Origin of the sequence: Paraburkholderia phenoliruptrix (assembly GCF_902859825.1) — a bacterium.
Classification (GTDB): domain Bacteria; phylum Pseudomonadota; class Gammaproteobacteria; order Burkholderiales; family Burkholderiaceae; genus Paraburkholderia; species Paraburkholderia phenoliruptrix.
On the sequence record NZ_CADIKB010000033.1, the window covers coordinates 60671 to 79458 of the forward strand.

Genomic DNA, 18788 nt, shown 5'->3' on the forward strand with positions numbered 1-18788 from the left:
GATGGCAGGAGGGCGAACATGGAACACGAATACGCAAACCTGGAGAAGTCGGTCTTCTGGCTCCATGTCGCGGTGGCGCTGCTGTTATTGCTCTCACTACAGCGAGGTAAGAACGTCGATCTGAAAGGTTGGCTGCAAGCGCAGAGACAGGCTCTCACGGCCGAGTTTTCCGCTGCCGTGCTGCTCCCGGAGGTGGTGCAGCAGTCGGGCGCGGCGCCGTAGCCGACGTTCGGCTCGTGTTCGCAGATGTAGAAACGGAGATCGGATGAAACTGCCCTGATGGTTCGATATCGAGCCTGCAAGCGATTCCTACGACGGCACGAAGACGCCTATCGAGGCGACCGCCATGGCAAGCGTCGCGAGCCATCCTCCCCAGGCCAGCGGGCCGGTGACGGCGAATTGCCCCATCACGCGCCTGCTACGCGCCATCAGCATCATGACGATCATGATCGGTACGGCAGTCACACCGTTGATCACGGCGCTCCAGTAGAGCGCGCGAATCGGATCGAAGTGCATGAAGGTGATGGCAACACCGCCGACAATGGCGAGCGCAATCACCGCGTAAAACTCGCGCGCAAGCGTCAGATGCAGCGCGAGACTGCTACGCCAGCGGAAGCTCCCGGCGGCGGCATACGCGGCCGATCCTGCGAGAACGGGAAGCGCGAGAAGACCCGTCCCGATGATGCCGAGAGCAAACAGCACGTAGGCGAATCGCCCGGCAAGCGGCTCGAGCGCTCGCGCGGCGTCTGCGGATGTTTTCACATCAATGTGATGCAGGTGGAGCGTCGCGGCCGCCGTGAGCATGATGAAAAAAGCAACGAAGTTCGACACGCCCATGCCGACCCATGTATCGAAGCTGATCCGGCGTAACTGCGCCGGCGCCTGATACGGCACGCGGCGCAACGGTCCTTGCCCCGGTGCCGCGCGCATTTCCTCGACTTCCTGCGATGCCTGCCAGAAAAATAGATACGGGCTGATCGTAGTCCCGAGTACAGCGACGACCGTCGTCAGATAGTCGGATGTCAGTGAGACGTGCGGCAGCACAACTGCACGCGCAACGTCCGGCCAACGGATCGGCACGATCACCGCGACGGCGACATAGGCGAGAAGCGACAGGGCGGTCCATTTCAGGAAGTTCGCGTACCGGTCGTAGGGAACGAATATCTGAAGCGCAATGGAGAACAGTCCGAGGAAGACGACATAAAAGTGCTCCGGACCGTGCACCAGCAATCCGACCGCGGCGCCCATCGCTGAAAGGTCTGCCGCGATGTTGATCACGTTCGCGACGAGGAGCAGGAAGACCGCGCCGTACAACAGCCATGGCGGGTAATGCGCGCGCATGTTGGAGGCGAGGCCTTTTCCGGTCACCCGCCCAACCCGTGCGCTTACTAGCTGAATCGCTGTCATCAACGGATAGGTGAGCAGGATCGTCCACAGCAGGTTGAACCCGAAAAGTGCCCCGGCCTGCGAGTATGTGCCGATCCCTGACGGGTCATCGTCTGCCGCACCTGTGATGAGTCCCGGCCCCAGTCGTTTGATCCATGACCGCTCGACAGGGTCGCGCACAGCTGCTTCCGGCTCTATCAGTTTGTCGTCGTCCATGTTCTGCCCCTTGTTGTCCGTGGAGCAAATTGCGGACCTGACGGCTGGCGGCCGCGTGCAATGTCATTGCGCCAGCGCGACCCTGGAGCCAAAGCGATGCGCGCCTCCCGCTACTGTGGCTGGCGCCGGCTTTGATGCTTGTGGTGCTTGTGCGAACGATGGTGGCTCGGGTGGGTACTGGTGGGTGCCGACGTGTTGTCTCCTCCGGCGGTCGGGGCCGCGGTCGCCGCCCCGTGTGCGTTGCCGCCGCCTGATCCGCCGTTGCCGTTGCCGCCCGCTTGCGCACCCGCGGTACTGGCAACGGCCAATGCGGCCAGAAGTACAAGCGTCGATTGAATGCCTCGCATTTGGTGCTCCTTGAAAAGTAGATCGATTCGCTGAACGGTTGGCCGTCGGCGCGCCGCAATCACAGACGCAAACACAGACGCAAACACAGACGCAAACACAGACGCACAAGAGCAAAGCCAATGCCTGAAAGGCATGTGCGGTAGACGGCAGACTCCATCGTCTTGCACCATTTTTGTGTCTCAGACCACAGTTACTCGCAGCGCGGCGTGTAAAGATCCACCGCACGAATCGCTGACACAGTACGACAGCGATGTTCCAGAACAATAAGCGCGATACGGGGACCTTCAAATGAAAAAATATCCAGGCTTACTCTTCGTCCTGTTGCTGGCTGCATGCGGAGGCGGAGGAGGGGGCGGCAGCGGCAGCGCCACCACGGCATCGGCAACACCTTCGTCCACGAGTCCCAAGGCCTGCACAGACGGCCCTTACACGACGGACCCTGCCAAGGTCTGCACCGACGCAAACGGCAACCTCGTGACCGCCTATGTTTATGTGCAGCCAAACACGGTGATTCCCGACGGAACCGTCATCACCGCGAACACCACGTGGCCGGCAAGCGGCTCTCCGTATTTCCTCGCCGGCACCGTGCGGGTCGCGCCCGGCGTCACATTGACGATGCCGGACAACACGATCGTGGAGACCTATCGCGCGGTGCCCTGCACGAGTGATTGCGTGGGGACGATTCCCACCAAAGGCATCATCAACGTCGCGGGCACGCTCAACGTGGGAAGCCAGGGGCCCGTTCAACTGCTCGGCGTGACGGCCGCCAACACGTCACTCGCTCCGGATGCGGGCGGTGGCACGGTGAGCATCACGCATACCGTGTTGCAGGACGCATTCGTCCAGATCAACGACGCCGCACCGTTTTCGATGACCTTCAGCCAGGCCACGCACCTGAACGTCACGCCCATTGTCCGCAATGGCGTGACGACTTATCAGGCCGGCACGAACGGCTACCCGCGCCTGAGCAGGTCGGCAACCGTGAAGGGCAATACGTTTGTCGACTCGGCGGCCTTCGCTTTCGATCCGTCGGTCTTCGTGCAGAACAACCTGTTCATCAACATGGTCGATGCGCTCGTGCTGATCGACGCGTTCCCGGCCAACGGACAGGCGCCCACCGGCATCGCGCAACGCAACTCGTTTCTTTTCAAGAAGGATTCACCGAATGTGAATCGCATCGTGATCGAGTCACACGGCACTTATGACGCGTCGACGGTTCATTCGCTCGACTTCTCGAACAACTTCTGGGGCGTGACGGATAACACGACCATTCAGTCGCGCGTGCTGGACAGCACCGACACGACCAACCCGCGGCTGCCCAACGTGATCCTCTACGCGCCGCCGCTGCAGAGTGCCGATCCCGCCACACCGGCGGACCCGCAGAGCGCGACGCCGAATGTGTAGGCGCTGAGATTGGGCACTCCAGGTGGGGACGTGCTGCGTATAGCACGTCCTCCCAATCCGGATAGCTTTTCGCGCTTTCTGGCCTGCGTGCCGGCGCAGGGCTGGCAGGCCGCGACCCTCCAAATCGACTTGAGAACCGTTGACGTTCTCGGTTACAACGCGTTGCAGGGACATTGCGTTCAGAAGCGCCAGAATCGCTTACGCTACGGAAGGAGAGATACGGCACTCGACTTCACCATGGCATCGAAAAAAGAAATTAAAAGGTTCAGGGCCAACTTTTCGGATGAGCTGCACAGCGCCGCGTTATACGAAACCCTTGCGCACGCTGAAAAGGATGAGACCCGCAAGCAGGTATATAAAGACCTCGCCAGGTCGGAGCGCGAACATGCGCAGGTGTGGGCGGACAAGCTAAGCGCCAATGGAATGTCCGCCAGGCGAACCGGTCCGGCCCTCAAGACGCGCATGATGCGAGCCCTGGTTCACGTTTTCGGTGCCGCCTTTGTCTTGCCCACGCTCGCTGCAGCCGAATACGCGGACCGAAACAAGTATCAGGGGCAACCTGACGCGGGCCACATGTCGGCTGACGAGCATCACCACGCCGCTGTGGTAGAAACACTGGCTCATGGCAGCGACCCGGGAATGTCGCAGGGCGCTCGCATTGCTGCGGCCGAGTCATGGCACAAGGGTGTCTCGTCGGGGAACGATCTGCGTGCGGCCGTGCTCGGTGCAAACGACGGTCTCGTCTCCAACTTTTGCCTGATTATGGGCGTGGCAGGTGCTGGTACCGGCAACAAGGCAATCCTTCTGACGGGGCTCGCCGGACTGATAGCCGGCGCCTGCTCGATGGCGTTGGGCGAATGGCTTTCGGTGACCAACGCACGCGAGCTCGCTCGCACTCAGATTGCCAAGGAGGCGGACGAACTGAAGATGTCGCCCGATGCAGAAGAACACGAACTCGCGCTGATTTATCGTGCGAAAGGCCTCGGACCGGACGAGGCGAAGCGGGTAGCGTCGCAGATGATGCGCGACAAGGACAAGGCGCTGGATACGCTGACGCGGGAAGAGCTGGGCCTGGACCCGGCGGAACTGGGCGGCAATCCATGGTCCGCGGCTGCTGTTTCCTTCTGCCTTTTCTCGCTTGGCGCCATTTTCCCGGCCATGCCGTTCCTGTGGACCCACGGGTTCCCGGCCATTGCGCAATGCATTGTTCTGAGCGCGCTCTCGCTCGCAGCTATCGGCGTCTTCACATCGTTATTCAATGGCCGAAGCGCGGCCTTCTCCGCTTTGCGGCAAGTCGCCATTGGCCTGATCGCCGCCGCGTTCACGTTCGGCGTGGGCCGGCTGTTAGGCGTGTCGGTTTCATAGAGCGGGCGGATGCTTAGATCTCCAGCGTAGAGGCCGTCGTTGCGCGAGCGGCAAACGAAAAGGCGTGCGAATCATTTGCATTCGCCGGAAGTAACGGATTCGAAAGAAAAAACTTATAAATAGTCGTTGACTTGGCTTGTGCGCCGTCACTAGAATTCGCGTGTTTCCACGAAAGGGGCATTTGCCTTGGACAGTTGCAGTAGTCGACCTTCGAACAGTTTTTCTGCCTGACCGGCACGACGCCCGCCTAAATTCTTCCTTAGCCGCCGTCCTGCCAGCAGGCAGACGGTGCGCGCCGCAGTAGCTTCCGCCGTTCCTCACCCGCGCATCTTTTCGATTGGCCGCCGTCGTCGACGCGTGCGTTGTTGCGCACATTCGTCTACGCGACCCGGCGCGCCGGGCCCTTGGCTCGTGCCGCCGTTCGTTCACGCTCTTTTTCGCGCACGCCATTCGTGCCGGATCGAGCGTGCGGTTGAACACGTCCGTCAAACATGAACCGGACTCGAGTCACAGAGGAGTTCACGATGCCCGACCCCGAGCCTTATCCCTGCACGACTCGCCCGGCGTTCTCGCCGAACGCAGGGCGCTCCGCCTGACATCGGGCCGCACACGTTCCTCCCACGCTCGAGCATGTCGAAGCGCGCGAAGTGAAACGGGGGCATGCCTGATCGACGGCGCCACGTTTCAAGCATCTGGAATCTGGAGGAATCACCATGCGCTTCGCTCTGCTCGTTTCACAACTGCCGCATGTCGAGGAAGCTCGCACGCATTACAACGGCATGCTCGCGCTCGACGGCCGTTCACACACATTGGCTCGCATAGCCGGCGCCATCTGTGCGGCGCTTAAGAAGCTAGCCCGCTGAAGGGCCATGCGTGGCCGCCTGCCTGCCGGCTGTCGCAGCGCCGGCAGGCGGAAGGACGCGCCACGCGTCAATCATCGATTTCACGTAGCACTGCTGAGGAATGAACGGAAATGTCAACCACTCCCGCAAACCTCACGCAACGTCAAAGCGCCGTGCTCGACGACGCACACGTGGGTGATATCAAGGGCGCGCTCGGCACGATCGCCCACCTTACCGAGGCCGTGCAGACGCTGGCCGGCGTGCTGCTGCCGAGCGCAACGGTATTTCTGCTGCTTCTGTGCAATGACAAGGCCGTGCTCGGCCCGTGGGTCAATTCGACGAAAGTCAACGTGTTTACGGGCGCCGTGTTTGCCGTGCTCGTGGTTCTTTCGATCATCCTCACGGCGGCTACCGTGTATCCGGATATCAGCGGTGCCGCGATTCTCAAGCTTCTCGTGGTCGGATGCGCGGTGGGCGCGGTCATATACGCGACAGTGGAGCTCTCGCGCAAACTGCGCGGTGGAGCTGGCGCGGATGATGAGTTGCCGCTCAGTCGTACTGCCCTGAAGGAGTCGCGCAACACGTGGCGTATGCCGCCGCTCGAAGATCTGCCGGCGCCGCAGCACCTGAGCTTGTCGACGCGCGTGTGGATGGGTGTGCTGCGCACCTACCTCGTCGTTGCGGTGGGTCTTGTCATCGTGAAAGTCGTGCAGATAGCCATTCACTGAGGGATGCTGCACCGATGGGGTAGGATGCGCCTGGAATCAGGGCGTAAGCAGTAGTATGATGATTTCCTCCTCCTATCGGAAACACCACGATGCAAGTGCTGGTCGACGCAGACGCCTGCCCGGTTGCCGTCAAGGAGATATTGTTTCGGGCAGCCCGGCGCGTTGAAGTGTGCGTCACGCTGGTCGCGAATCAGTATCTGCGAACGCCACCTTCCCGGTTCATCAAGGCGCTCCAGGTGGCACACGGCTTTGATGCGGCCGATAACCGTATCGTTGAACTCGTCGAGGACGGTGACCTTGTGATTACAGCGGACATACCTCTCGCCGCTGCCGCCCTCGACAAGGGCGCTCACGTACTCGACCCGCGGGGAACGTGGTTTAGCTCCGAGAATATTCAGGAGCGCCTGACGATGCGCGAAGTAATGGATCAGTTGCGCAACTCAGGTGTGCAGACAGGCGGCCCCACACCTTACGCAGCAGGCGACAGCAAAGCATTTGCGGCACAGCTGGACCGTTTCCTGGCACGCCGTCGCGACGCACCACGTTGACACGCGCCATAGCCGGGAGACAGGAAGAAACGTTGCTGCGGGTCTGTTAGCCATGCCGCGGCCGGGAGCCGGTTGAGCGGACGCCTATGCCGGTGCGATGGCCGTGGCGGGAATCGACGCCGGTTTTCAGAGTTGCCCTCGCCGAGAACAGATTGCATTGATCTGCATGATCGCGAATTGCTCCCTGGCTCCCGGCATGTTTTGGACAATGCACTCGTGATAGGCCCGCTCACGCGGCAGCAGCATTTCGCTATTTCTATATAGTGCGTAGCACGACCGCTGAATATAGTTCGAGGCGACCTGACTACGCGCGTCGCGCAGCCCGACAAGTAAACACTCGTCATATGATGCCCCGCTGTCCGCCAATGCAGGGTGCATCGTTAGTAATCCCGACAGGCATATTGCAGCCCGGAAGCTAAAAGCTCGTAACGTGCTGATCGGCATGGCGAATCTCTTCATTAATGTGATTTGCTCGGAATGGATGCACATCGAAAGGCTTGGACAAAAGTTTAGCAAAGCGAGGCGTATCGGGACGGGAGCGTCGCGTACACGACAGCCGCGCTGCTCGGTCAGCATGCGCTGCCGGAGAACGGGGCGAAGCTGGTCGCCGAACGCCTTGGGCTCGACGCAGAAGCCGTGTGCCTGCTGAAAACCATTCCCGTGCGCGGCAGCATTCCGGGCGGCGTGCCGACCGATCCCACCATCTACCGCTTCTACGAAATGGTGCAGGTGTACGGCTCGACGTTGAAGGCACTGGTTCACGAGAAATTCGGCGGCGGCATCATCAGCGCGATCAATTTCAAGCTCGATATTCAGAAGGTGCCGGACCGCGAAGGCGGCGAGCGTGCCGTCATGTTGACTCAACAGCAGGAAGTTCGTCAGCCGCTTCCGCCGTTCGCGTTGAATCGGCCAAAGAAAAGGTCCGTCTCGCGGAAGACGGCTGGAATTCGCGCGATGCCGCCAAGGTCGCGCTCGCCTAATCGCTCGATACGAAATGGCGTAATCGCACGGAGTTCGCGAACAATCGCGACGAAGCGCGTGCGCTCCTGGAGCGCAAATGGCGCAAGGAACTCGACTATCGTTTGATCAAGGAACTGTGGGCGTTCTACGGCAACCGTATCGCGGTGCGCGACGCATACGAATGGCGCGACGATGCGGGTAACTGGTTTCGCTCATACGGCAACGAGAACTGGGAATTCGGCGGGGATGGTCTGATGCAGCGCCGCTTCGCGTGCATTAACGACATGCCGATCAAGGAGTCCGAGCGCCAGTTTCACTGGCCGCTGGGACGTCGTCCGGACGATCATCCCGGCTTGCGCGATCTTTGCCTGTAAGAGCCCGCAACGCGCGTGCGGCGGCGATTGCACTCGACGACGCGGCTTACGGGACGCATACAATGCGTAGGACCAAGGCGTCGTTGATCTACCGTCGCACGAAGAATTTGAGGGTGGTTCAGGGACAAACCTCGATGAACGTAAGCACGGTGGATTCGAAAATCGTTTAATCTCGATCGACGTCGCGTGAGAGCGTCATTGGTGATAAGAAGGCGGCCGGCCCGCGCCCTGGCTTTGCCTATCTGCTGCCGTGTCGACGAAATGCCGGGCGCAACATGCATAAAAGTCTATGGACATCAGAACGCTTAGCGCATACGACCAACATTCCGCGTCATTTGCGAAAGACTGGGATGAGCAGCCGCCAGCGACAGACTTGCACGCGCTGGTGCGAAAGTACTTCCGTCCCGGACGTACGGCGGACGTCGGCTGTGGCAGCGGACGCGATGCTGCCTGGCTGTCTTCGAATGGTTTTCCGACTGTGGGCTTCGAGCCTTCGAAGTGTTTGCTCGAAGAGGCTCGGCGGCGCCATCCCGAGGTCCAGTTTCAGGTTGCCGCGCTACCCGAGCTCGAGGGCATCGCGGACGCGAGTTTCCAGAATGTGCTGTGCGAAACGGTCATCATGCATCTGGAGGCGGAATTGATTGTGCCTTCGGTGCGCAGGCTCCTCGACATCATCGAACCTGGTGGAACTCTGTATTTGAGCTGGCGAGTCACCGAGGGGAACGACCGGCGGGACGAGCATGGGCGGCTCTATGCCGCCTTTGATTCTTCGTTAGTTCTGCAGGCCTTATCCGACGCAACTGTTGTTGTGAACGAGCAAGTGGTGAGTCCTTCGTCGGGTAAGGCGATCGGTCGCGTCATCGCCAGGAAGGGATAGACGTGCCTGGCGATCGGATGAAAGTAGTCACGGCGACCGGGATGACCAACTCCATAACGAACGGAGCCTTAGGCGATGGCTTCAAGAAGCATCCGTAGAGCGACAGTAGCTGACGTGCCGGTTGTTACACAGATCCGGAACGACATGACCTGTTCCCGTAGGGGACGTTTAGGTTATCCGTATGATTGCAAACAAGATAGTTTTGCTTCTGAATAACTGTTAGGCGCTTGGAGGTGTCATGCCACTGGTCGAGTTCGAAACGCATTATCTCTTCGAGCGCGACGGCACGCATCTAACAAACAGGAGCCGACTGCGGTTTACATCTCACGAAGGCCTCGCTGCTGCTATCACGATGGCCGGCTTCCGGGAGATCGAATGGTTTCGCGATTGGGGCGGTGGACCTTTCCAGGAATCAACGAGTAGCGAAATCATTGCAATATGTCGAGCGTAACGCGACTCGAAATCCGCGAATGTTCCTTGTGGGCCGCTCTGATGCGTCGCCGTCGGCTTGGGCACAGCCAAAAAGCCACGTTGATGCATCTGGTCAAATCGTCATCAGTCGGCGCGACACTTGGCGGTCGTTTTTAATGTGCGAGACAAAACGATGAGGGTGACCATTGCATACATCGAAGAACCCCCGTTCGGCTGGACGGAAGCAGATGGCACCGCAATGGGTGCTGATATTGAGCTCGCTGAGCTGATCCTGCGCCAGATAGGTGTGGATAGAATAGAGCATTGCCTGACGACCTTTAGCGAATTACTACCCGGCGTTGCGGCAGGCCGTTGGGATATGAATGTTCCTCTTTTTGTTACGCCGCAGCGCGCCGACGTCGTAGCGTTCAGCCTGCCGGTGTGGGGAATCGAGGACGGCTTTCTAGTTGGAGCGGGCAACCCTAAAGCGCTCACTAGCTATTCCTCAATCGCCAATTCTCCAGATGCTCGCCTTGGCATCATTTGGGGGCAGGTACAGCATGATTCCGCGACGGCCTCAGGCGTGAGCGAAGAGAAGATCGTCATTTTCGAGCAACAGGCCGATGCGGTCGCAGCTGTTCTCTCTGGCGCGATTGACGCATATGCGAGCACTGCGTTGGGCAATCGAATGATTGCGAGCCGGATGGGCAGTTCGATGATCGAGGCCGTCGCGCATGAGCCGCACACGAGCGAAGGCCTGCGGACGCCGCCGCTGGGAGCGTTTTCATTTGACCGAGAGAACGTGGATCTTTTGAAAGCTTTTAATCTGGGGCTTCTTTCATATCTCGGTACACCGGACCATCGCGCGCGCATGGCGAGATTCGGCCTGACGGATCGCGAGATCGATCCGGCCGTGATGAAGGCAAGTTAGGTCGGTGCTCCGCTAAACACGGTCAATCGACAGCCGCGCACGGATCCTTCCTTGACACTTCCACCTCTGTCATTGACCCCCTCACTCTACCTCGTACCAGGCAGTGAGTTCGCTAGCGCAAAATGCGTTTTTGCGGGCCGATTCAAGAAGAAAACCTGTAAGGAGCACGTTGATGAGCGAAGCATCACAAGCAACGGATGTCAGCGCGCCTGCCTGGCTAAGCGTCGCCCTCAAGGAGCGAGGCATCAGGCGTTATGGCGCGGGACAGTGCAATCCCCGAATTGCCGAATACAATAATTGCACACAGCTCGCTGGCTACGACGACAAGATCGCCTGGTGCTCCTCGTTCCTGAACTGGTGCATGAAGCAATCGGGTATTCGCGGAACCGGCTCAGCGCTGGCTCGCTCGTGGCTCACTTGGGGACAACCGCTTGAGAAACCGAAATACGGTTGCGTTGCCGTTCTGACTGCCGATGACGAGGTCGATTGGAAGGGACACGTTGGGTTGTTTCTCCGAATCGACGACGAGAACGTCTACCTGTTCGGAGGCAACCAACTCAAGGAGGTCCGGGAACTCGACTATCCGCGCGATCGCGTGCTCGCCTATCGCTGGCCTTGACGCCTGCAAGACTGCTTCCCCGATAACACTCAGTCCTCCTGCGCAAGTCGAAACAAGACGTCAGCGAGGATGCGAATTTTTGACTGTGCAGCACGTTGGGACGGATAGACGAGGAAGTACGACAAGCCGTTTTGCGCCACCTCGATAAAAGGCGTCACCAGTGTCTCCGCCCGCAGGCGGTCCCTCGCCATCCGGGGATCGCCTATTGCAACTCCATGCCCTTCCGCCGCAGCGGTGAGTGTCAATTCGAGGGTGTCGAAAACGAGTCCACGGTTCGCGTCGATGTGCCCCGCCCCCGCGCTTTTGAGCCAGCATCGCCACTCCTCATGGCCGTGTCCGGGATGGAGCAACGTGACATGGGCAAGGTCGGCTGCCGAGCGAAGCGATGCGGCCATTTCGCTTGTGCACATGGGTGTGAGTTGCTCGGCAAACAACGGAACCGCATCCATGCCCGGCCACTGCCCGGATCCACGAACCACGATAGCGTCGACGTCAGGCGTAGTGAAATCCGGCGCGTCGTCCGCCGATGTGGCGATGCGCAGTTCTGTTCCCGGCAACGCGTGATTGATATCTGCGAGCCGTGGGAGCAACCAGCGAATCGCGAACGTGGACGGCAACCGCAGGGTCACGACAGACGCCGTTCTGGCGTGAAGGTCTGCGTGTTGAACCAGTTGCGTGAGTACGCTGACGGCCACGGTCAACAGTTCGTTTCCTTCCGCTGTCAGCGTCAGCCCCGACGCATGGCGCACGAAAAGTGCACACCGGTAGTGCGCTTCCAGTTGCTGGATCTGACGGCTCACCGCGCCCTGCGTTCGACACAGATGGTCAGCGGCTTTGCTGATGCTCCCGAGTTGCGCCGCGGCGACGAATGCCTGGAACGCTGCCAGCGGCGGCAGCGTCCGCGTAAGGTCGGCCAATGGATATGCATGCGTTGCATACCCGGGTTGCGGATTTTTCGATTGTTTGCTCATCGGTGCATCGCTATCGTGCGTGTATCGGATGCGCATCCGCTCAAATGCGCGGAGTTGTCAACGAATGATTGGAGAATGGAGATGGCCTCATCGTCGGAAGCACTATACACGCGGCAGGTTCGCAACTATCTCGAGGCGTTGGAGCGCGGCGATGTCGCGGCGATCTGCGCGCTGTTCACGCCAAACGCCCAGATCTTCTCGCCGTTTCTCGGCTGGATGCGCCCTGCGCCATTCTTTGCGAAGGTCGAGGCAGCGTCTGGAGAAAGCCGAATAACGCCTATCGACATCTGCGCCAGCACGACAGGGGCTCGACGTGCGACCGGTTACTTCGTCTATGACTGGGGGTTGAAAGATGGGTCCGCGGTGCGTTTCGAGTGCGTCGATGTTTTCGAGTTCGACGACAACGGGCTCATCGAGCGAATGATCATCGTCTACGATACCCATCCGATTCGCAGTACGGTCGGTGACAAATACGCGTAGCCCAATCGATGTCGCTCGATACCGAAAGCTGGTTTGCGCAGGGCTGGCGCCGACTCTGTTCACCACGCACTGGCAGGGTGTTCATGGGTCACGCCGGCATCCGCCGGTAGCTGAAGGGCGGCACTTCCTGCGCGGCCATGGACACCTCAGCCAAGGGGCTTCCAATCCTTCGCCCTGCCTCGCTGCACGGGCGGCAAATCAACACCCGGCAAGCTAAGAGTTTGCGTCGCGGTGCTACGTAGAGAGCCGGTCAGATGACGCCCGCTGTGAAACTGCTCAACGAATTGCGTTGCACGACGGCAGGCGCGTCCCGTCTGCCGCCGTAATCATTCATTATTCTTTCGTAGGTAAATTCGCGTAAGGATTAGGTAAATAAAACGCCATTCCGCCGTCACGCCGGCCTGCTCCAATATGTGGGGTACGAAACATCTCCTCCCCCGTTGATTTCGCAACGGAATAGACTGACAAGAAGAAATAGCAGGACAATCCGGAGTTAAAACACATGTTTTCTCGAGCCTTCCTTTTCGGCGCTTCAGGTATCGCTTTGGCGGTCTCGCTTTACGCATGCGGAGGTAGCACCGATACGCCGTCCGCCGTGTCAGTGCAGGACCGGTTGACGACGGCCACTCCCATCAAGCACGTCGTTGTCATTTATAACGAGAACGTCTCGTTCGACCACTACTTTGCGACGTACCCGAACGCGACCAACCCGTCGGGAGAACCGGCATTTACAGCTGCGGCGGGCACGCCGACGGTGAATGGGCTGAGTGGTGCTCTGCTGACGAACAATCCGAACCTGACCAATGCTCTCAACGCTCCGAACGGGGCGAACCCGTTCCGGTTGGACCGCACTCAGGCTGCGACTGCCGACCAGAACCACGCATATACCGCGGAGCAGCAGGCCTACAACAACGGTGCAGCAGACCTCTTCCCGAAATTTACCGGTAAAGGTTCGAGTGGCGGCGCTGGCGCATTTGGTACGGCGGGACAGGTCATGGGCTACTACGACGGTAACACCGTAACGGCGTTGTGGAACTATGCTCAGCACTTCGCGATGAGCGACAACGCCTATACCGACACATTTGGACCGTCCACTCCGGGCGCTCTGGAGGTCATTTCCGGCCAGACTAACGGCGTGCAACTGCTGAAAACTAGCCAGCAGCCGTTCAATCTGTCGACGGCGTCACATTCCTATTACGTCAACGACGGTCAGGGCGGCGTTACGCTCATCAACGACGTTGACCCTGCCAACGACCTCTGCTCCAGCACGACGGATCAGATTCTGATGTCTGGCAAGAATATCGGCGACCTGCTGAATGCCAGGAACATCACCTGGGGCGGCTTCATGGGCGGCTTCAACCTGTCGACTGTTAACAGCAACGGCACGACGGGGTGCAAGCGCAGCACGGTGACGCCGGCGGTGGGTCAGGCAACCGCAGATTACATTCCGCACCACAACTGGTTCCAGTATTACGCGTCGACGGCGAACCCGCAGCATACGCGTCCGAACTCAATGTCAACCGTCGGCTTCAGCACGTTGACCGATGGCAAGACGCCGGAACCCGCCAACCACCAGTACGACTCTGACGACTTCTTCGCTGCAGTGAAGGCGGGCAACTTCCCGTCAGTAAGCTTCATCAAGGCACCGGCGTTCCAGGATGGTCATGCAGGCTACTCCGACCCGCTCGACGAGCAGGCGTTCACGGCCAAGGTAGTCAACTTCCTGCAGCAACAGCCCGACTGGAAGAACACTGCGGTTATCGTTGCATGGGACGACTCGGACGGCTGGTACGACCATGCCTATGCGAATCCGACCAGCGCCTCCTTCGACGCCCAGGCGGACCAGCTTAACGGTGCGGGCAAGTGCGGCACGGGGACCGCTCCGCTTGGCGTCAACGGTACGCCGGTCAATGGGCGATGCGGGCCGGGCACGCGTATTCCGTTCCTCGTGATTTCACCGTGGGCTAAAGTGAACTATGTTGACCACACTCCAATCAGCCAGGCATCTGTCGTCCGGTTCATCGAAGACAACTGGCTGGGTGGTCAACGTATCGGTGGTGGCTCCTTCGATGCTACGGCGGGCAGCATCATGGGCATGTTCAACTTCAGCGGCAGCGGCAATAACCCTACGGTGTTTGTCGACCCGAACCTCGGCACCGTCGTCTCGTCCGTACCTGCCATCTGATTGTTGCAATGTCGCGCCGGCTTGATGCCGGCGCGGGGCAGAAACACCTTCAGTCTGTTGCCAACTCTCAGGGTTGGCAACATTTTTCGTTTCAAGCGTTAGCCCTGTTGCTCATATGCCTGCATCCTCATCACCTCAGGCCGGAACGAGTCCTATTCAGAGGCCGCTTCGGTTCAGCGTCAGGCGCATGCTCCTGTGGAGTTTCTCTGCAGCGGTTGTTGCCGGCGTGGCTTTTTGCAGTTTTGCGCTGTTGTATCCGTCACGCGTGCCGGCTGTTGTGGGCGTGATGGTCGAAAGCCTCACAGGCGCCAACCCAAATCCGATACAGCTCCAGCGGCCTGAAGCGCCAGCACAACTGAGTGCGGTCGCGCAGCTCGGAAAGAAGATATTTTTTGACCCGACGCTCTCGGCCTCAGGGCGCCAGTCATGTGCGTCGTGTCATAGCCCGGCACATGCTTTCGGTCCGCCAAATGGTTTGGCGGTTCAACCCGGTGGCCCATCTCTGTCGCAGCAGGGTTACCGGCCGCCGCCGTCGTTGATGTATCTGTATCGCCAGCCAAATTTCAGTATCGGTCCTGACACCGGCGACGCCGATAACGCGCCCGACCTCGCGCAGATGGCAAGCCAGGTTTCAGGCGTGGCAAGAGCCCAAAAGAATGCTGGCGTTGTTCCCGCGGCGCCTGCGATGGTCCCACAGGGCGGGATGTTCTGGGACGGCCGCGCAGACACGCTGCAGGCACAGGCCGCAGGGCCGATGCTCAATCCCGTTGAGATGGCCAACACGAGCGAAGCCGATGTCATGGCCAAGATTCAACGAACTCAATACAGGAACGATTTTCTGCAACTGTTTGGTTCGAACGTCTTCGAGAACACCAGCCTGGCGATGTCTGAGGCGATGTTCGCCGTGGCTCGCTATCAGGTAGAAGAACAGGCGTTCCACCCGTACTCGAGCAAGTACGACTACTGGCTCGAAGGTAAGGCGCGGATGAGTCAGGCGGAACTGCGCGGACTGCGTCTATTCAACGACCCCAACAAAGCGAACTGCGCGGGATGTCATCTCTCCAAGCCGAGTTCCGACGGTACCCCGCCCATGTTCACGGACTATCAGTATGAGGCGCTGGGGGCGCCTCGGAACAATGATATTGCGGCAAACAAAGACCCGGAATTCTTCGATATGGGTATCTGCGGCCCGTTCCGCACCGACCTGAAGGGCCAGACGCAATATTGCGGGATGTTCCTGACTCCGACTTTGCGCAACGTATCAACGCGCAAAGTGTTCTTCCACAATGGCGTGTTTGCTTCGCTTGAGCAGGTCATGGCGTTCTACAACGAGCGCAACACAGCTCCGCAGAAGTTCTATCCGCGGGGTGTGGATGGAAAGGTCCAGAAATACAATGATTTGCCGGCACGGTTTCATGCCAATATCGATGACAAGGACGCGCCATTCGACCGGAAATTCGGCGACACGCCTGCTATGACGGATGCAGACATCCGCGACATCATTGCTTTCCTGAAGACATTGGATGATGGATATCAGCCTGGTGCGCGGTAGTCCTTAGCAATGTCCGTTCAACGCCGGCAAGAGACCTCCGATCGCTTACCGCGCGTATGGCATGAATTGCTCCAGCAGGGCATCACCTCGCTGCCCACGCCGGCCGGTCGCTTCTCCAGCGACCGGTACTCAGATTCAGCGTGACGGCGCCATCAGCGAGGCGCCGGCTCGTTCAGATAAACGCCTGTGGACAATCCGGCTTTTACCTCCCGCGTGAAGTCGTCGGTTGAGACTTCCTCCGCGCCTGCCTCGATCGCTTCGTACGCCTGACGAACGACGTCCGAGGGTGTCGCCTTCGGCACGTCGAGGCCGCGCGTCAGATCGGTATCGATAAACCCGGCATGCAGGCCGACCACTTGCGTGTGCTGGTCGCGCAGCGAATGACGCAGGCCATTGGTCAACCCCCATGCTGCCGATTTGGATACGCCGTAGCCCGAGAGAATGGGCCGGTTCACCCAGCTCGCAACCGAAAGCACGTTCAGAATGGCGCCGCCGCCGTTGCCGGCCAGATTGCCCGCGAACGCCCGCGACATTGCGAGCATGCCGAAGACGTTCGTCTCGAAGTGAGCGCGCAGCGCATCGAGCGCATCGTCGTCCGTCAGGCTGCCGAGCCGCGCAATGCCGGCGTTGTTGATGAGCAGCGTGACGTCCTGCGCTGCCTCAGCGGCAGCAGCTACTGCCGCCGGCTCGGTCACGTCGAGTGTCACCGGCACTACGCCCGGCAATGTCACGCTCGCGATATCGCGTGCGCCCGCATACACCTTGCGCGCTCCCCTCTGGAGCGCCTGACGTGCGAACTCGAGGCCGAGCCCCCGATTGGCGCCAGTCACGAAAACCACAGCACCTTCGATTTTCATATTCCATCCTTGGCGTGAGTGAATCGCATGGCGGACCGTTCACCGCGCGGCTGCAATTCAGTAAAAACAGGTTGCCCTCGACGTACGTGAGCGTTGCGCCAGCAAAGCGCGCCAGCGTTGTCTGACCGTCGTTCCGAACGACCTCACCGACGCAGCGACCGCGATCCAGTACCGGCAGCGTGGCTTAGTGTTGCATCGAAAGTCCGCTAAACTGGAGTCAATGGCGGTCACCATCGTCCTTGGGCTGCATTGTGTTCACTGCGCCGCGTGTTGTCAATGGTGATCACCATTGTGTTTTTTAATCGGTGGAATCGTATGAGCGAGGGAGAAGTCGATGGGTGTCTCACGGCAACAAGCCGCCGAAAACCGCAGCGCGATCATTGCGGCCGCCGAGCGGCTCTTTCGCCTACGCGGCGTCGAGGCGGTGGGGCTGGCAGAACTGATGAAAGCGGCCGGCTTCACGCAGGGCGGCTTCTACAATCACTTCAAGTCGAAGGACGCCCTGGTTGCCGCAGTGATGGAAAAGGCGATGCAAGATCATTCGGACTCGCCGAACGCGGGTAGCCTCGCCAGGCAGGCGGCGCGTTACCTGTCGAACGCGCACCGCGACAACATCGAGGCTGGATGTCCGCTCTCCGGATTCGCGGGCGACGCGCCCCGGGTAACGGACGCGGCGCGTGCCTGTTACGCGCAGGGCGTTGAGGCGTATGTCGACAGGTTTGCAGCCATGATCGCCGCAAAGAGCGCGACGCCGGAGCAAACACGCCGCGAGGCGATCGCGGCGTTCAGTCAGATGGTGGGCGCACTGGTGTTGTCGCGTGCGGTAGCGGGTGCGAATCCCGCTTTCGCCGACGAAATTCTCGACGCGAGCCGTTGCGCGTTCGGAGTCGAGACGCCAGCGCCGCTCGATGAGCGATGAGCGCTACTCGCTATGCGCGGGCGTCGCAGCTGCCGCTCGCGGCCGTTCGCGCAGGCCGTCCGCGCGAGGGCGCGCGGCCCGGCGGTCCGGAGTGCTGCTCGCCTGCCTCACAAGACATCGTTCATTGGCCAACGGCCGCCTTCCACACTCGCGGCACGCGATGGAAATTCCGGTCGAAATAGATCAGGCTGTCGCCGTCGCTGAGCACTCTGATTTCTGTTGTTTCCACGAGGGCGATATAGCTCGCGGACCCGAGGCGTCGCACCGGGATGCCGGCCGGGCTTGTCCCGAGACGGTGACGAACTTGTCGTTCGAAAGTCGGCGCCGGCGCCGCCGCGCTCGCCGTGATCCCAGAGGCTTGGCAGCACGGTCGACCGGCCGGTCATTTGCACCTCGCCAGTTTGCCCTCGGGTTTTTCAGCACCGAGGCAGTCGCCCTTTTGCGGGTAACATAAAGCGCGCAGAACGTGGAGACCGCAGATGCGACTTGCAGACTTTATTTTGCGAGACATGGAGCCGATCCTGGCACAGTGGGAGGCGTTCGCAGGTACCCTCCTGCCGGCAGCGGGCAATCTGCAGTCATCGGGGCTGCGGGATCATGCGCAACAGATTCTGCAGGCGGTCGTAAAAGACTTACAGACGTCGCAAACCCGGCAGGCTCAACGCGAGAAGTCGATGGGGCGCGCGCCCGTGCTGATTGATGCAACCGAGACGGCGGCGCAAACCCATGCGCTGCTCAGGGCGCGGGCTGGCTTCAACATCAACCAGCTCGCCGCCGAGTATCGGGCACTGCGTGCAAGCGTGCTGCGCCTGTGG

17 protein-coding genes and 4 pseudogenes are annotated in these 18788 nt (G+C 60.1%); 16 read left to right on the forward strand and 5 right to left on the reverse strand.

The features are described from left to right. The first annotated feature begins 18 nt into the window (after window positions 1–18). On the forward strand, window positions 19–222 hold the full coding sequence (locus HV711_RS25415; RefSeq protein ID WP_035477561.1) for a hypothetical protein: 204 nt from the start codon (window positions 19–21) through the stop codon (window positions 220–222). Between the two features lie 87 nt (window positions 223–309). On the opposite strand, the gene HV711_RS25420 is transcribed toward HV711_RS25415, so the two are convergent. Beyond that, entirely contained in the window at window positions 310–1602 is a 1293-nt protein-coding gene (locus HV711_RS25420) for an NRAMP family divalent metal transporter (RefSeq protein ID WP_013590959.1), read from the reverse strand. 636 nt (window positions 1603–2238) lie between these two features. Between HV711_RS25420 and HV711_RS25425 the strand changes: the two genes are divergently transcribed. The 5 genes and pseudogenes from HV711_RS25425 to HV711_RS25445 all read left to right on the forward strand — a co-directional run bounded on the left by HV711_RS25425 (window position 2239) and on the right by HV711_RS25445 (window position 6837). Then, complete coding sequence (locus HV711_RS25425) at window positions 2239–3354, forward strand: hypothetical protein (RefSeq protein WP_175145306.1); 1116 nt, start codon at window positions 2239–2241, stop codon at window positions 3352–3354. A 237-nt stretch (window positions 3355–3591) separates the two neighbouring features. Further along, on the forward strand, window positions 3592–4719 hold the full coding sequence (locus tag HV711_RS25430; RefSeq protein ID WP_035483439.1) for a VIT1/CCC1 transporter family protein: 1128 nt from the start codon (window positions 3592–3594) through the stop codon (window positions 4717–4719). A 713-nt stretch (window positions 4720–5432) separates the two neighbouring features. Then, window positions 5433–5582 carry a hypothetical protein gene (locus HV711_RS25435; protein ID WP_175145308.1) on the forward strand — a complete coding sequence of 50 codons (150 nt, stop codon included), beginning with the start codon at window positions 5433–5435 and terminating at the stop codon, window positions 5580–5582. A 209-nt stretch (window positions 5583–5791) separates the two neighbouring features. Continuing rightward, a pseudogene (locus HV711_RS25440) lies at window positions 5792–6312 on the forward strand (divalent metal cation transporter); the annotation flags it as partial. A 66-nt stretch (window positions 6313–6378) separates the two neighbouring features. Next, window positions 6379–6837, forward strand: coding sequence for a YaiI/YqxD family protein (locus tag HV711_RS25445; RefSeq protein ID WP_028360573.1), 459 nt, complete (start codon window positions 6379–6381; stop codon window positions 6835–6837). Window positions 6838–6963: 126 nt separating this feature from the next. On the opposite strand, the gene HV711_RS33995 is transcribed toward HV711_RS25445, so the two are convergent. Further along, window positions 6964–7413: a VF_A0006 family four-cysteine protein gene (locus HV711_RS33995; RefSeq protein WP_367648585.1), complete on the reverse strand. Its 450-nt coding sequence runs from the start codon at window positions 7411–7413 to the stop codon at window positions 6964–6966. On the opposite strand from HV711_RS33995, the pseudogene cynS reads away from it, so the two are divergent. From cynS to HV711_RS25475, 5 genes and pseudogenes are all read left to right on the forward strand, one after another. After that, a pseudogene (cynS, locus tag HV711_RS25455) lies at window positions 7375–7734 on the forward strand (cyanase); the annotation flags it as partial. The gene HV711_RS33995 and the pseudogene cynS sit on opposite strands and share 39 nt — an antisense overlap. Beyond that, window positions 7708–8171 (forward strand): annotated as a pseudogene (locus tag HV711_RS33290) (nuclear transport factor 2 family protein); the annotation flags it as partial. The pseudogenes cynS and HV711_RS33290, both read left to right, overlap by 27 nt. A 289-nt stretch (window positions 8172–8460) precedes the next feature. After that, on the forward strand, window positions 8461–9048 hold the full coding sequence (locus HV711_RS25465) for a class I SAM-dependent methyltransferase (protein ID WP_035483436.1): 588 nt from the start codon (window positions 8461–8463) through the stop codon (window positions 9046–9048). A gap of 604 nt (window positions 9049–9652) precedes the next feature. After that, window positions 9653–10390: a transporter substrate-binding domain-containing protein gene (locus tag HV711_RS25470; RefSeq protein WP_035483432.1), complete on the forward strand. Its 738-nt coding sequence runs from the start codon at window positions 9653–9655 to the stop codon at window positions 10388–10390. A 172-nt stretch (window positions 10391–10562) separates the two neighbouring features. Then, window positions 10563–11009, forward strand: a complete 447-nt coding sequence (locus tag HV711_RS25475; RefSeq protein WP_028360577.1) for an NlpC/P60 family protein — start codon at window positions 10563–10565, stop codon at window positions 11007–11009. Window positions 11010–11038: 29 nt separating this feature from the next. Here the strand turns inward: HV711_RS25475 and HV711_RS25480 are convergent, their stop codons facing one another. Further along, window positions 11039–11980 (reverse strand): LysR substrate-binding domain-containing protein, encoded by a 942-nt coding sequence (locus HV711_RS25480; protein WP_035483485.1) that lies wholly within the window; start codon window positions 11978–11980, stop codon window positions 11039–11041. Window positions 11981–12061: 81 nt separating this feature from the next. Between HV711_RS25480 and HV711_RS25485 the strand changes: the two genes are divergently transcribed. From HV711_RS25485 to HV711_RS25495, 3 genes are all read left to right on the forward strand, one after another. Then, window positions 12062–12460, forward strand: coding sequence for a nuclear transport factor 2 family protein (locus HV711_RS25485; protein ID WP_028360579.1), 399 nt, complete (start codon window positions 12062–12064; stop codon window positions 12458–12460). Window positions 12461–12962: 502 nt separating this feature from the next. After that, the gene (locus HV711_RS25490) at window positions 12963–14645 is read left to right on the forward strand and encodes a phospholipase C (RefSeq protein ID WP_028360580.1); all 1683 of its coding nucleotides are present in this window, start codon (window positions 12963–12965) and stop codon (window positions 14643–14645) included. Between the two features lie 115 nt (window positions 14646–14760). Beyond that, a complete protein-coding gene (locus HV711_RS25495; protein WP_035483428.1) occupies window positions 14761–16197 on the forward strand; it encodes a cytochrome-c peroxidase in 1437 nt (478 codons plus the stop codon). A 152-nt stretch (window positions 16198–16349) separates the two neighbouring features. Here HV711_RS25495 and HV711_RS25500 read toward each other — a convergent pair whose 3' ends face one another. Continuing rightward, window positions 16350–17054: an SDR family oxidoreductase gene (locus tag HV711_RS25500; protein WP_035483427.1), complete on the reverse strand. Its 705-nt coding sequence runs from the start codon at window positions 17052–17054 to the stop codon at window positions 16350–16352. Window positions 17055–17388: 334 nt separating this feature from the next. Here HV711_RS25500 and HV711_RS25505 point away from each other — a divergent pair, with 334 nt between their 5' ends. After that, a complete protein-coding gene (locus HV711_RS25505; RefSeq protein WP_035483425.1) occupies window positions 17389–17973 on the forward strand; it encodes a TetR/AcrR family transcriptional regulator in 585 nt (194 codons plus the stop codon). Window positions 17974–18094: 121 nt separating this feature from the next. Here HV711_RS25505 and HV711_RS34100 read toward each other — a convergent pair. Continuing rightward, window positions 18095–18208: pseudogene (locus HV711_RS34100) on the reverse strand (4-hydroxyphenylacetate 3-monooxygenase reductase subunit); the annotation flags it as partial. A 244-nt stretch (window positions 18209–18452) separates the two neighbouring features. On the opposite strand from HV711_RS34100, the gene HV711_RS25510 reads away from it, so the two are divergent. Then, window positions 18453–18788 (forward strand): RsbRD N-terminal domain-containing protein (locus HV711_RS25510; protein WP_175145310.1); only part of this gene is annotated, 336 nt, incomplete at its 3' end.